Origin of the sequence: Flavobacterium anhuiense (assembly GCF_050990855.1) — a bacterium.
GTDB lineage: Bacteria > Bacteroidota > Bacteroidia > Flavobacteriales > Flavobacteriaceae > Flavobacterium > Flavobacterium anhuiense_C.
In genome coordinates, this window is sequence record NZ_CP158861.1 from 5321838 (window position 1) to 5335819 (window position 13982).

16 protein-coding genes are annotated in these 13982 nt (G+C 33.2%); 5 read left to right on the plus strand and 11 right to left on the minus strand.

The annotated features are described in order from the left end of the window. Positions 1–30 precede the first annotated feature (30 nt). From ABTV69_RS22825 to ABTV69_RS22840, 4 genes are all read right to left on the minus strand, one after another. Positions 31–1392, minus strand: a complete 1362-nt coding sequence (locus tag ABTV69_RS22825) for an alpha/beta hydrolase family protein (RefSeq protein ID WP_433833000.1) — start codon at positions 1390–1392, stop codon at positions 31–33. Positions 1393–1415: 23 nt separating this feature from the next. Next, a complete protein-coding gene (locus ABTV69_RS22830; RefSeq protein WP_433833002.1) occupies positions 1416–2069 on the minus strand; it encodes an SdpI family protein in 654 nt (217 codons plus the stop codon). Positions 2070–2072: 3 nt separating this feature from the next. After that, positions 2073–2327, minus strand: a complete 255-nt coding sequence (locus ABTV69_RS22835) for an autorepressor SdpR family transcription factor (RefSeq protein WP_111378348.1) — start codon at positions 2325–2327, stop codon at positions 2073–2075. A gap of 104 nt (positions 2328–2431) precedes the next feature. Then, on the minus strand, positions 2432–3709 hold the full coding sequence (locus ABTV69_RS22840) for an MFS transporter (protein ID WP_433833004.1): 1278 nt from the start codon (positions 3707–3709) through the stop codon (positions 2432–2434). A gap of 271 nt (positions 3710–3980) precedes the next feature. Between ABTV69_RS22840 and bshC the strand changes: the two genes are divergently transcribed. The 3 genes from bshC (at position 3981) to ABTV69_RS22855 (ending at position 7590) form a co-directional block, all read left to right on the plus strand. Beyond that, positions 3981–5570 carry a bacillithiol biosynthesis cysteine-adding enzyme BshC gene (gene bshC / locus ABTV69_RS22845; RefSeq protein WP_433833006.1) on the plus strand — a complete coding sequence of 530 codons (1590 nt, stop codon included), beginning with the start codon at positions 3981–3983 and terminating at the stop codon, positions 5568–5570. Between the two features lie 122 nt (positions 5571–5692). Then, positions 5693–6964, plus strand: coding sequence for an acyltransferase family protein (locus ABTV69_RS22850; RefSeq protein ID WP_433833008.1), 1272 nt, complete (start codon positions 5693–5695; stop codon positions 6962–6964). Positions 6965–7170: 206 nt separating this feature from the next. Beyond that, entirely contained in the window at positions 7171–7590 is a 420-nt protein-coding gene (locus ABTV69_RS22855) for a nucleoside-diphosphate kinase (RefSeq protein WP_012026941.1), read from the plus strand. Between the two features lie 167 nt (positions 7591–7757). Here ABTV69_RS22855 and ABTV69_RS22860 read toward each other — a convergent pair whose 3' ends face one another. Next, a complete protein-coding gene (locus ABTV69_RS22860) occupies positions 7758–8054 on the minus strand; it encodes a DUF721 domain-containing protein (protein ID WP_433833010.1) in 297 nt (98 codons plus the stop codon). Then, positions 8035–8475: a lipocalin family protein gene (locus tag ABTV69_RS22865; RefSeq protein ID WP_433833012.1), complete on the minus strand. Its 441-nt coding sequence runs from the start codon at positions 8473–8475 to the stop codon at positions 8035–8037. The genes ABTV69_RS22860 and ABTV69_RS22865 overlap by 20 nt, the downstream gene beginning before the upstream one ends. Before the next feature lie 351 nt (positions 8476–8826). Here ABTV69_RS22865 and ABTV69_RS22870 point away from each other — a divergent pair, with 351 nt between their 5' ends. Both ABTV69_RS22870 and ABTV69_RS22875 read left to right on the plus strand, forming a co-directional pair. Beyond that, entirely contained in the window at positions 8827–9339 is a 513-nt protein-coding gene (locus ABTV69_RS22870) for a hypothetical protein (RefSeq protein WP_433833014.1), read from the plus strand. A gap of 85 nt (positions 9340–9424) precedes the next feature. Further along, positions 9425–10495 (plus strand): serine hydrolase domain-containing protein, encoded by a 1071-nt coding sequence (locus ABTV69_RS22875; protein WP_433833016.1) that lies wholly within the window; start codon positions 9425–9427, stop codon positions 10493–10495. Positions 10496–10738: 243 nt separating this feature from the next. Here the strand turns inward: ABTV69_RS22875 and ftsY are convergent, their stop codons facing one another. The 5 genes from ftsY to ABTV69_RS22900 all read right to left on the minus strand — a co-directional run bounded on the left by ftsY (position 10739) and on the right by ABTV69_RS22900 (position 13880). Then, a complete protein-coding gene (gene ftsY / locus ABTV69_RS22880) occupies positions 10739–11692 on the minus strand; it encodes a signal recognition particle-docking protein FtsY (RefSeq protein ID WP_433833018.1) in 954 nt (317 codons plus the stop codon). Positions 11693–11880: 188 nt separating this feature from the next. Further along, positions 11881–12033, minus strand: coding sequence for a DUF4295 domain-containing protein (locus ABTV69_RS22885; protein WP_008468081.1), 153 nt, complete (start codon positions 12031–12033; stop codon positions 11881–11883). A 75-nt stretch (positions 12034–12108) separates the two neighbouring features. Further along, complete coding sequence (rpmG, locus tag ABTV69_RS22890; protein WP_008253902.1) at positions 12109–12291, minus strand: 50S ribosomal protein L33; 183 nt, start codon at positions 12289–12291, stop codon at positions 12109–12111. A gap of 27 nt (positions 12292–12318) precedes the next feature. After that, positions 12319–12555, minus strand: coding sequence for a 50S ribosomal protein L28 (rpmB, locus tag ABTV69_RS22895; RefSeq protein ID WP_008468080.1), 237 nt, complete (start codon positions 12553–12555; stop codon positions 12319–12321). A gap of 71 nt (positions 12556–12626) precedes the next feature. Beyond that, positions 12627–13880: a CinA family nicotinamide mononucleotide deamidase-related protein gene (locus tag ABTV69_RS22900; protein WP_433833020.1), complete on the minus strand. Its 1254-nt coding sequence runs from the start codon at positions 13878–13880 to the stop codon at positions 12627–12629. Positions 13881–13982: the final 102 nt, after the last annotated feature.

A 13982-nucleotide genomic window follows, 5' to 3' on the forward strand; every position in this document is an offset into this window, starting at 1 on the left:
TCACATAAATCTTTGCGTTTTTAGATCATTTTACTTTGTTTGCAACAAAACCCAGCTAGACATTTCTTCTAATGCTGTAGGAGATATTGTTTGCTCAATTACTCCATATTCTGTTGGTAATCCTGTTTTACATTCTTGAAATAAATGATTCAAATTGGGTAATTCTTTAATTGTTGTCTTTTTATTTCCTCCTTTAGTCAAAGCCTTTTGAATACCCTGAAGATTTTCTTCTGCGGGAACTTGTAAATCTTTACTTCCATTAATCGCTAAAACTGGGCATTTTACTTTTTCTAAAAAAGGCTCCGGATCGAGTTTTAAGAAATCATACATCCACGGATTTATAACCTGAACGGTGTAAACAGTTGCTTTTTCTTCATTTAAACTAAGTTTAGATTTAAAAATGTCCTTGATATTTTTATGAAGCTTTTCATCATTTACAGAACTAGAAATTACAAGCTTATAAATTTCTTTATAAGTTTCCTGTCCTTTTTTTACTTCTTCTTCAGAAACTCCCATTTGTCTTTCGATATGTTCCTTTTGCATAAGAAGCAATTTATCTCCACGGACTCCCGTTCCTGCCATTAAAATAATAAATGCAATATCTTTAGATTTTCCAGCAACAATTGGCGCTATTATTCCTCCTTCGCTATGCCCAATTAGTCCAATTTTATTTTTATCAATTTCCTTTCTAGTTTTCAAATAGTCAACTGCAGACTGTACATCTTTAACAAAATCCATCGTCGTAGCACTTTTAAAGTCACCTGTAGATGCACCAAAACCTCGATCATCGAAACGCAAAACAGCAATTCCTTTTTTGGTAAGATAATCTGCTAAAACTAAAAAGGGTTTATGTCCTAATGCCTCTTCATCTCGATTCTGTGCTCCACTTCCAGTAATTAAAATTACGGCTGGAAAATTACCTTCTTTTTTAGGTAAAGATAAAGTTCCTGCTAGAGTTAAGTGATCTGTCTTATTTTCAAACTTCACCTCCTCTGTATAATAAGAAAATGGCTCTTTAGGCTCCTGAGGTCTCAAAATTTCAGCATTCCCTTTTGATAAATTAAGATCTAAAGTATGTCCGTTTTGAGTTATTTTTCCAATAAAAACATTATCAGCATTCAATTTTCCTTCGTAAGAACCACCTAAAACAGGCATATTTAATTTTAATACCGAATTTTCAAAAGTAGTAGATTGAACTGGAATTCCTTTTGCTCCTTGATCTGGACTATCTGTCGTAGAAGTATACCCGTCTTGTGTTTTAGTAATATTAAAAACAACTCTTAATTGATTGTTTGAAAGTTTGAGAACGCCATTCCAAGCTCCTGAAATATCTTGTGCGAACGAATTTAAAAAGCTAAAAAGTAAAAGTACAAAAAGTATTATTTTTTTCATTTTAGTGATTAATTAGTTAAAGATTACCTTCTTTTTTCTAGGCTTTTAAATTTAAAATAAGAATAAATCATGGGAACAATAGCAATAGTAATTCCTATGCCAACAAAAATTTTAGAAAAATTAAATCCCGAAAATATCAACCCGCCTAATAGTATTGCAAAACCACCTGCAAGCCATAATTTTCCAGCAAAAGCATGTGTCGCTTTCCAAACTTGTTGATTTTCTAACGTCCATGGAGTACGAATTCCTATAAAATAATTGGGTTGAATAACTTTAAAATAGTTCCCAAATATGATTAACAGTACTCCAACTGCTGCATACATTAAACCAGGACTAGAAAAAGATTGATTTTTAGTTATATAAATAATGAATGAAGCCAGCACTGACATAAATAAAACCAAGAAAAATTTCAGCTGATAAAACTTCCTTCCCATTAATGATATTCTTTTCTTCGGATCAATTTTCGACGCAGCAGTCATTAAACCGTACATTAAAACTGGAAGCATAAAAAGTAGAAATATTAAGCTAAACTTATCTCCCCATTTATCAATTTCGCCTTTGTAATTCCAATGCATAGGAACTCTTTCAGGAAGTGTGTTCCAAATTATTGCCAAATAAATAAAAGGAATCAAAACAATTCCGATTAAAGGAAGCTCTTTTTTAAATTCTAAATTCATTTTTTATTGTTTAAAGGTTAGTATCCATTGCAAAACATCTTCCATTATGGTGGTATTGATGGAGTAAATGATGAATTGCCCGTTTTTTTCTGATGTAATTAAATCGGCTCGTTTTAAAATATCTAAATGATGCGAAATACTTGGTTTAGAAATATTAAAAGCGTCCGCAATTTCACCTGCCGACATATCTTTCTGCTTTAAAAGATCCAGAATCTCTCTTCTCGTTGCATCATTTAATGCTTTAAAAATGTCATTCATTGCATTTATATATTTAGACAAATATCTAAATACTTTTTAAACAAACAAAAAAAAGCAGTAATTTTTTACATTACTGCTTTTAAATATTTTAAAACGAAGCTTATTTAAAATTTATGCTCGTCTTTGCTAATAGCCAAAAATGAAACTAAAGAGATCAATGCCGCAGCAATTAAATAGTAACCTACGTAGCTAACATCGTAGGTCTTAGCCAACCAAATTGCAATCATCGGTGCAAAAGCCGCTCCTAGAATTCCAGCCATATTAAAAGTTAGTGAAGCTCCAGAGTAACGAACATTCGTCGGAAATAATTCGGATAAAAAAGTTCCCAAAGGTCCGTACGTAAAGCCCATCAAAGACATTCCGATACAAGCAAAAATGGCAACCTGAATAATATTTCCTTCACTTAAAAAGTATGAGAAGAAAAACCCGAAAACCGCAATCGCTGCAGTCGCTGCAATAAGCATTTTACGACGACCAATTTTATCTGCTACTACAGCCGAAACGGGGATGAAAATCGCAAAAAACAACACAGAGAATAGTTGTATCAATAGTCCGTCACGCTTAACAATTCCTAAATCTGAAGTTGCCCAACTTAGTGTAAATACAGTCATTAAATAGAAAACCAAGAATGTTGTGATTGCCGCAAATGTTCCAAAAATCAATTGATTTTTATACGATTTCACCAATTCTAAAAATGGCACTTTTACCTCTTCTTCGTGTTTTTTAGCATTTTCAAACGAAGGTGTTTCGGTAATTTTAGTTCTAATATAAAACCCAACTATAACCAAAAGTGCGCTCGCAATAAAGGGAATTCTCCATCCATATCTCATAAAATCTTCATTGCTCATAGAATCTGTCAACAGCAAGAAAGTTCCTCCAGAAAGCAACAATCCAATTGGAGCGCCTAATTGCGGAAACATTCCGTACCAAGCGCGTTTGTTTGGCGGTGCATTTTCTATCGCCAATAAAACAGCTCCTCCCCACTCGCCTCCTAAACCAACGCCTTGTCCAAATCGGCAAAGCATTAATAATAATGGCGCAGCTACGCCAATACTCTCATAACTTGGTAAAAATCCAATTGTTACTGTCGAAATTCCCATAGTCAATAAAGCGGCAACAAGCGTAAACTTACGACCAATCTTATCTCCATAATGCCCAAAAAAAGCAGAACCTAGCGGACGCGATAAAAAGGCAATAGAAAAAGTGGCTAAAGATTCCAGAGTCGCCATTGTAGAATCTGAACTAGGAAAAAATAATTGAGGAAAAACCAATACGGCAGCATTGGCATAAATATAGAAATCAAAAAATTCGATTGTGGTGCCAATAAGGCTTCCAAAAAGAACGTGTTTTAAAGAGTTCTTTTTATTGGGGATAGTCTTCATGTAAAATAGATATAACTTTTTTTTGATTACAAAAATATAGTTTCATTGTTAATAATTCATCGATAGACAAATTAGTTTTACAACAGTACCTATTTTTTAACAAATTCAATATATTTTCCATTTAAAAACAACGAATTTCACTCAATAATAAAAACTTGATTTTAGGCGTTTTAAAGCAAAAATCAAAAATCAATTCTTAAGCAATTGTTAATAGCGTTTTTAACTGTATATTTTCATTAAATTTACAGCTATCAAAAATAAACCTAAAATTATGCCTACCGACTGTATCAGCTTTCAATCTTCTGGATATTTCTCTAAATTAATGCAAGATTACTTAGACCAAAAACCAGAGTTAAAACCGCTGTACAATAATTTTCCAAACCTAGAAAATTTCGAAAAACAAATAGCTGAGAAATCAGCCAATTTTGATCATAACAACCGAACTGTATTGGTTGCAACATTGCAAAAACAATATCAAAACATTGAAGCTTCAGATTTAACCAAACAAAATATCTCGCTTTTAGCACTAGAAAATACATTTACCATTACAACTGGACATCAGCTGAATCTATTTAGCGGACCACTGTATTTTTTATATAAAATCATTTCTACAATTAATTTAACTAAAGAATTAAAGTCGAAATATCCATCCTACAATTTTGTTCCTGTTTATTGGATGGCTACCGAGGATCATGATTTTGAAGAAATTAATTATTTTAATTTTAAAGGAAAAAAAATTCGTTGGAATGCTGAAAGCACTGGTCCTGTCGGAAGACTTTCAACTGAAGGTTTAGAAGATCTATTTGAAATTTATTCGCAAGAATTAGGCTCGAGCACCAATGCAAATGCACTTAAAAAACTTTTCGAAGATGCTTATCTAAAACACGAAAATCTAGCCGATGCAACTCGTTATTTAGCCAATGCACTTTTCGCAAGTTATGGCTTAGTAATTATAGATGCAGACGATGCCGATTTAAAACGTGCTTTTATTCCATTTATAAAAGAAGAATTAGAAAATCAGACTTCGTTTAAAAAAGTTCAAAAATCTATTGAAGAACTTTCTGCTTATACGGTTCAAGTAAATCCTCGTGAGATTAATCTGTTCTACATCGAAGATAAATTAAGAGAAAGAATCATTTTTGAAAATGATAAATACGTGGTCAACAACACTAAAATCTCATTTTCAAAAGAGGAAATTTTCAAATTACTAGAAAACAATCCTGAAAAATTCAGTCCAAATGTGATTATGCGTCCCCTGTATCAGGAAATTATTCTTCCAAACCTTTGTTACATTGGCGGAGGCGGAGAAATTGCGTATTGGTTAGAATTAAAAGCTTTCTTTGAAGCCGTAAATATTACCTTCCCGATATTATTGGTTCGAAATTCTGTTCTTTTAGCAACCGAAAAACAGGTTAAAAAAGCCGATAATTTAAACTTAACTTGGAAAGATTTATTCAGCAAATCAGAGAATTTGGTTAACGAAATAACTCATAAGCTTTCTCCATTTCCAATTGATTTAACTCCTCAAAGAGAAGCTCTTGAAAAACAATTTGCCTATCTTTTCGAATTGGCCGAAAAGACCGATAAATCTTTCTCTGGAGCGGTAAAAGCGCAAGAAGTGAAACAAAAGAAAGGTCTGGAAAATCTAGAAAAGCGTTTACTAAAAGCGCAAAAAAGAAAACTGGCAGATCAATTGGAACGTGTTACAGATTTGCAATGCGAATTATTCCCGAACAACAGTCTTCAAGAACGTCAAGCCAACTTTTCTGAATTTTATTTAGAAAGAGGAGAACAATTGATTCCGCTTTTAATTCAAAAATTAAAACCTCTAGAACATAATTTTGACATCATAATCATCTAAAATATTTATCTTTAGAAATTATAAGTGATAATCTAGGAACAAATAACCAGCTCATTTACTAGATTATCACTCTCTCAAACCAAATAGAATTATATTTTATAACCTATTAACGAACTAACCTAATGGTAAGAGAACGCCTAATTTCGCTTGATGTCTTTCGCGGACTGACTATTCTATTGATGACTATTGTAAACAATCCCGGTGATTGGGGAAATGTTTATCCGCCGCTTTTACACGCGCATTGGAATGGCTGCACACCAACCGATCTTGTTTTTCCGTTTTTCATTTTTATAATGGGAGTTGCAGTGCCGCTTGCAATGCCAGATAAAAAGTACAACGAAACCACATTCAATAAAATCCTAATTCGTTCTTTAAGAATGTTCTGCTTAGGGATTTTCTTTAACTTCTTCGGAAAAATTCAACTTTTTGGCTTAGACGGAATTCCGCTCCTTATCGCAAGATTAATTATCACTTTTGCTGTTGGCTATGCCTTAATGGGCAACTTCAGCACTCGACTAAAAAATGTTTTCGCATTTGGCATATTAGCCATTTATCTCATTTTAGCCTACGGCGGATTTGAAAGCTATCAAGATGTTCGACTTCCTGGAGTTTTGCAACGTATTGCAGTAGTTTATTTTGTCGTTTCACTTTTGCATTTAAAAACATCGCGAAAAACTCAAATCATTACGGGAGCCGTTTTACTATTAGCCTATTGGGCAGTTATGACCTTAATTCCAGTACCAGGTTTTGGCGAAGCTAATTTAGATCGAGGTACCAACCTAGCTGCTTGGGTTGACAGCATTCTCCTAAAAGGACACATGTATCATGAAACCAATACATGGGATCCCGAAGGAATTCTAAGCACATTGCCTTCAATTGTAAACGGAATTATCGGTTTATTTATTGGACAGATTTTATTGCTTAATGTAAGCAAAATTCAAAAAGCTTTCACAATGGGGCGAATTGGTACTGCACTTATCTTTTTCGGATTAATTTGGGATTTAGTTTTCCCAATAAACAAATCAATCTGGACAAGCAGTTACGTTTTATACACCACTGGTTTGGCAACGGTATGCTTAACCGTTTTATATTACATAATTGACATAAAAGAATACAAAAAAGGCTTCAAATTATTCGTGATTTGGGGAGTAAACCCAATGATTGTTTTCTTTGCCTCGCAGATTATTCCGCAAGCTTTAGTAATGATTCGTTTTCAGAATCCATCGCTTTCTGGAGAACAAATTAATCTTTTAGATTATTTATATCGTTTTGGAATTGCACCATTTTTCAGCAACGCAATGACAGCCTCTTTGGCTGGTGCATTAACTTATGTTGCCATTTGGACATTTATTTTGTGGATATTCTACAAAAACAAACTGATATTTAAAGTATAACTTTTCCACTATAAGTCCTATAAGCTCATTTAATTTTGCAACACAAAACTATTTTGCACTTTTTTTAAATGAACTTATATGACTTATATGGTTTAAAAACATTTTTTCTTGCTCAAAACATCATTCTAAAGTGTTTAAATTATGAATTTATTAAAATCAATTCACAAAAAAAGTATACTTTTGCACAAAATTTAATAAAATATAAAATGGCAACAAATAGAACTTTTACAATGATTAAACCAGATGCTGTTGCAAACGGACACATCGGGAATATCTTAGCAATGATCACTAATGGTGGTTTCAAAATCGTTTCATTAAAATTAACTCAATTAACTGTAGCTGATGCTAAAGCATTTTACGCAGTTCACGCAGAAAGACCATTCTACGGAGAATTAGTTGAATTTATGTCTCGCGGACCAATTGTTGCTGCTATTTTAGAAAAAGACAACGCAGTAGAAGATTTCAGAACTTTAATTGGAGCTACAAATCCAGCTGAAGCTGCTGAAGGAACTATTCGTAAAGCATACGCTACTTCAATCGGAGAAAATGCAGTTCACGGATCTGATAGCGACGAAAACGCTGCTATCGAGAGTGCATTCCACTTTGCAGGAAGAGAGCAGTTTTAATTTATGATTTTTGAGTTCAGATTTTAGATTGCTGAACTTAATTGTCAAAACAAAAAAATCCATTTGCCAAGGCAAATGGATTTTTTTATAGGAAAAATCTAAAATCTAAAATCTAAAATCTAAAATCTAAAATCTAAAATCTAAAATCTAAAATCTAAAATCTAAAATCAGCGAAGCACCACATCCTTCACAACCTCACGGCCTAATTCTTCATTAATCATTTTCACGATTTTATATTTCCCGTGCGTTAATTCTTCGCGCAAAACAGACGAACCTAATTCTACATAAAGAGTACTGCCTTTTAGCACAACATTTCGGGTATAGGTATTGACACCGCTTCCCATAAGATTTTTCCAAGCATCTCGAACATCAATTTGATCCATGCCAGGCTGCAATTTGTTCACTTGAATAATCTGCTGTAAAACAGCACTAATAGTACTTTCGTCATTTAGTCTTTTCGCCATCGTTCAATAAGTTTACTGGTCCAGCTTTTTTATAATGATACTCTATTTTTTGCGGATTCTTAACCACTAATTTGTCGTCAGAAAGCGAAATAATTTCTTCGCTCCATTTCGTATAATTCGTTTTATAATCTAAAAACACCTGCTCTCCAGCAAAACGCACTGTTACATTCTCAAACGTATCCGTTGTCAAAAACGTTCCGTCAAACTGTGGCATCACTTTCGTTCGAACTCCTTTATTATTCTTAATTTGAAAAAAATCAAAAGTCTCATTCATTTTATATTCTTTCTCCTCACCTTTCTCAAAAACAACTTTTTCAATTTCCCAATAGCCATTCAATTTAGCAATATCTGCCGGTTTAATTTCCTGTTTGCAGCTCACAAATAAAAGTGAACAAAACAAAACCATGAAAGTGTTTTTCATAAACAAAGTATTAAAATTTATTCTTTTTAATCTGAATGAAGTCGAAGAATTAGAAGCCAATTCCTGCTTTCCGCTGTATCTTTTGTTTCGTTCGAAAAACGAAACAAAAGGATGCCGCACCCATCAGGGCAAAGGTTTCCGTTTTCAAAAAAAAATTCTAGGACTACAAAGATAATCTTATAATCATCAAAAGAAATAGTTTCCGCAATTAATTATTTAAAGAATAAAAATACCTTATTCTAATAGTATAAAAACCTTTAAAGTCAATTCTTAATCAATCTTATATTGAATTTTACCCTATTTCTCACCTAACATTCTATAATAAAAAACCAACAACTCTAAACCAAAAAAGTGAAGACAACATTCTTTTTAATTACCATTGTTTTATTTGTAAACTGCAGCAATCCTAAAAAAGCAGATGATAATCTCATTACAAACAAAAACAAAACCAGTCACACACAGAAAGACAGTAATTTTCTCAATCAAAATGATTCCACAAAAAAGAGTACTTTATCAAATACTGATATAAAAATTTTAAAAGCTACAATTGTAAAAAATCCATATTCTGAACATAAAGACATCCAAATTGTATTTAAAAATCGAAGCAAGAAAACGATTAAAGCAATCAAATTTGAATGGTCTTGCATCAATTCCTTCGATGAACCAGCAAATGGAAAATACTTTTATGCAGAAGGAAAATACAGAGAAAAATCCGTTCGTTTAATAAAACCTAAAGAGATTCAAACACAACTTTGGGAAGATTTCTCAACAGACGCCAATAAAATTACCCAAATCCAAGCAACTTACATTGTTTACATGGACGGTACAAAATGGAAACTTCATAAGGACGGGGATTCTTTATAAATAGCAAAAATCAAAATTAAACTTTATCACATTAAACCATTTTGTCTATTTTTGGTCAAACCCCAAAACCAAAAACAAAAAAACCATGAACAGAATTATTTGCATAATAATGGTACTGCTATCCTTAAGCGCGTGCAGCAAAGATACTGTCGCCCCAGATCCTATTCCTACTCCCCAAGAAACAATGTATTTCCCACCATTAACAGGAACAGCATGGGAAACAAAATCTATTTCTGATCTCAAATGGAATCAAAATGCAGTACAGCCTCTTTTAGATTACCTTGAACTTAAAAAATCAAAATCGTTTATCATTTTAGTAAACGGGCGCATTGTTTTAGAAAACTATTTCAACAATCACACAGTTACAACAAATTGGTATTGGGCAAGCGCAGGAAAAACACTAACTTCAACAGTAACCGGAATTGCACAGCAAGAAGGACTTCTAAACATCAACAATAAAGTTTCTGATTACCTTGGAATGGGATGGACAAGCGAAACGTCCACACAAGAAAATCAAATTACCTGCAAACATTTATTAACGATGACTTCCGGTCTTGACGACACTACAGAAGAAGTAAATCCAGAAAATTTGATCTATAAAGATGACGCGGGAAAAAGATGGGCTTACCATAATGTTTATGTAAAACTTCAAGATGTTGTAGCTAAAGCAAGCAAACAAACTTGGGAAAACTACTTTAATACCAAATTAAGAGACAAAATCGGCATGAATGGAACTTGGGTTCAACTTGGCCCAAACAGCGTTTATACCAGCACAACAAGAAGCATGGCGCGGTTCGGATTACTAATGCTAAATAAAGGAAAGTGGGAAAACAACACCATTCTAAACGAAGCTTTTTTTAATGAAGCTACTATAACTTCACAAAACATCAACTTAGGATATGGTTATTTATGGTGGCTAAACGGAAAATCATCTTATCACTTACCACAATCGCAACTGACATTTCAAGGGAGTATAATTCCGACTGGACCAACTGATATGTTTATGGCTTTAGGAAAAAACGATCAAAAAATATACATAATTCCAAGCAAGAAAATGGTCGTAATCAGAATGGGAGATGCGGCAGATAACGTAAATCTAGCTTTATCTGATTTTGACAAAACATTATGGGAGAAAATTAATTCTTTATACGAATAAAAATGAGCTTTTAAATAAAGTCATTAAAAACTTGTATTTAAAAGCTCACTATTTTTATAACGCTACTGATTTTAGCGATTCGTTTTTATCCTTTTAAGAATACCTAAAAAGAACAAAATTATTCCAGCCACTAGCAAAATGTAGTAAACTGAAAGATTATTATCTTTTAAAACATTTGCCAAAACAAAACATATTACGCTAGCAAAGTAAAAAGTTAAAGCCGAAATATTTTTCATCAATCAATTATTTAAAAAAGCTATCAACAAATTCATATTTATTGAAGACTTGCAAATCTTCAATGCCTTCGCCAACACCAATGTATTTTACTGGGATTTGAAATTGATCTGAAATACCAATTACAACTCCACCTTTTGCCGTTCCGTCCAATTTAGTTACTGCAAGTGAAGTAACTTCTGTTGCTGCTGTAAATTGCTTTGCTTGTTCAAAAGCATTTTGTCCTGTAGAACCATCCAAAACCAAAAGCACATCGTGAGGTGCATCAGCAACCACTTTCTGCATTACACGTTTTACTTTTGTCAGCTCATTCATTAGATTGATTTTGTTATGAAGACGTCCTGCAGTATCAATGATCACCACATCAGCATTTTGAGCTACTGCAGACTGCAATGTATCAAAAGCTACTGAAGCTGGATCACTCCCCATATTTTGCCTAACGATAGGAACATTTACACGATCGGCCCAAACTTGCAACTGATCAATTGCTGCAGCACGAAAAGTATCTGCTGCACCTAGAACTACTTTATGGCCAGCTTTTTTAAACTGATATGCCAATTTACCAATCGTTGTCGTTTTTCCAACACCATTTACTCCAACAACCATTAAAACGTAAGGTTTTTTATCCTTTGGAATTTCAAATTCTGTTGCTTCACCTGTATTGGTTTCAGACAATAGAGACCCTATTTCATCACGAAGAATCTGATTTAACTCTTCTGTTCCTAGATATTTGTCCTCAGCAACACGTTTTTCAATTCTAGTAATAATTTTCAAAGTGGTATTTACTCCAACATCCGAAGCAACAAGAACTTCCTCCAGATTATCCAAAACATCATCATCAACTTTAGATTTCCCTGCAACAGCTTTGCTTAACTTCGAAAAAAAAGTAGTTTTCGTTTTTTCGAGACCTTTGTCTAAAGTCTCTTTTTTTTCGGTAGAGAATAATTTTTTAAAAAAACTCATTTTTTGTAGCTTATTTAGATTTACTAGATTTCTCGATTTTCACACAAGAAATCAAAATCTTTAAAGAAAGCGCAATTGTTCTTCAAAAAAAGGTCAATTGTTACGATTCTTTAAATTTTTAGACAAATATAGGTAATAAAAAAGCTACTTCCGAAAGAAAGTAGCTTTTCTATATAATGTAATTGTAATTATTTCTTTTTCAAGAATTCATCAACTTCTTCAGGAGCCATAATAGATTCTACGAATGTATATGCACCAGTTTTAGGAGATTTTACCATTTTGATGGCTTTTGATAATCTCTTAGAAGATGTTTGTAACGATGCTACGGTTTTCTTTGCCATGATTCAAATGTTATTTGAAGTTTTTATAAAACTCAAATGGCAAACCACCATTGAGATTTACAAAATCTCTAATTATTACTTAATTTCTTTGTGAACAGTTACTCTTTTTAAGATTGGATTAAATTTTTTAATCTCTAATCTGTCTGGAGTATTTTTTTTGTTCTTAGTTGTAATATATCTAGAAGTTCCTGGAACACCAGAAGTCTTGTGCTCAGTACATTCTAAAATTACTTGGATTCTATTACCTTTCTTTGCCATCTTGCTATATATTTATTTAGGAAAAGATTATTTGATAAATCCTTCTGACTGCGCTTTTTTCAAAACTGCAGTGATTCCATTTTTATTAATTGTTTTTATCGTAGATGCTGCTACTCTAAGAGTAATCCATCTATCTTCTTCTGGAAGATAAAAACGCTTTTTAACTAAGTTTACAGAAAACTTTCTCTTAGTTTTGTTCATAGCGTGAGAAACGTTATTTCCTACCATCGCTCTTTTACCTGTAAGGTCACAAACTCTTGACATTATACTTATCTTTTATCGTTATTCAAAATCAGGGTGCAAAGAAAAGAAAAATAAACCATTGGTGCAAAAAATTATTGCACAATTTTTAAAATTTCTTTCTGTAATATTTCTAAACTCTTAACCGATGCCCTATCTATCACTTTTTCACGCGGTTGTCCAAAGTTAAATTCCTCCACAATCACTCCTTCTGGCGTTGCTAAAGCGATAAAAACGGTTCCAATTTCAGCATCAGAATCGCCTTTTGAAGGCCCTGCATTGCCTGTCGTAGCAAGCGCATAGTCTGTTTTTAGTAATTCCTTCACGTTCAAAGCCATAACTGATGCCACCTGAGCGCTTACAACAGAAAATTCGTCAATTAAATCTTGAGAAATTCCCAAAACATTCACTTTTGCCTCTGTTGCATAAGAAACAACACTTCCTTTAAAATAGCTTGAAGAACCCGGAACAGCCGATAACAAAGAAGCAATTCTTCCTCCTGTGCAACTTTCTGCTGTTGAAATCGTTTTATTTTGCTTAGAAAGCAATTTACCAATTACCGTTTCTATTGTTTCATTTTCTTCGTAACCTACAATAATATCGTGAATTATCGCATCTAGGGACTCAACATTTTCTTCAATTGCCTTTTCCAATTCCTCTTTATCTGTTCCGCGAGCGGTCATACGCAGACGAACTCGCCCTGGATTGGGCAAATAAGCTAGTTTTATAAATTCGGGAAGATTATTTTCCCATTTCTCAATACGTTCTGCAACCAAACTTTCGCCTTGCCCATAAGTCAAAATCGTTTTATGAATAATATAAGGGCGTTTGTATTCGCGAACAATTTTCGGAATCATTTCTTCTTCCACCAAATACTTCATTTCATAAGGCACTCCCGGAAGCGAAATAAAAACAGTATCTTCTTTCTTCATCCACATCCCTGGCGCCGTACCCACTTTATTATGCAAAACAGTACAAGTTGACGGAACAAGAGCCTGATCTTTATTCATTTGAGAAATAGGTCTTTTATAAAAACCTTCTATCAATTCTGTTACATGTGCCAAAACTTTTTGATCGACAACTAACTCATCATTAAAGTATTCGCAGAACGTTTTCTTTGTAACATCATCTTTCGTCGGACCTAATCCGCCAGTTACAATTACAACATCTACTTTATTTTGCAATTGCAAAAAAGTATCTATAATATGTTTTTTATCATCGCTTATCGATAGCATTTCTGCTACCTCAACACCAATTCTATCCAGTGATTTAGCAATGAAAGCTGAATTTGTATCAACGATTTGTCCAATTAAGATTTCGTCTCCAATTGTAATAATTGCTGCTTTCATATCGTAAAATGTATTTTGCCTACATTAAGCAAGCCTGTAATTTATAAGTAGAAAAATTAAATTTTGTCTGAAAGGAAGATATTAACGGCTTTACAAACTATA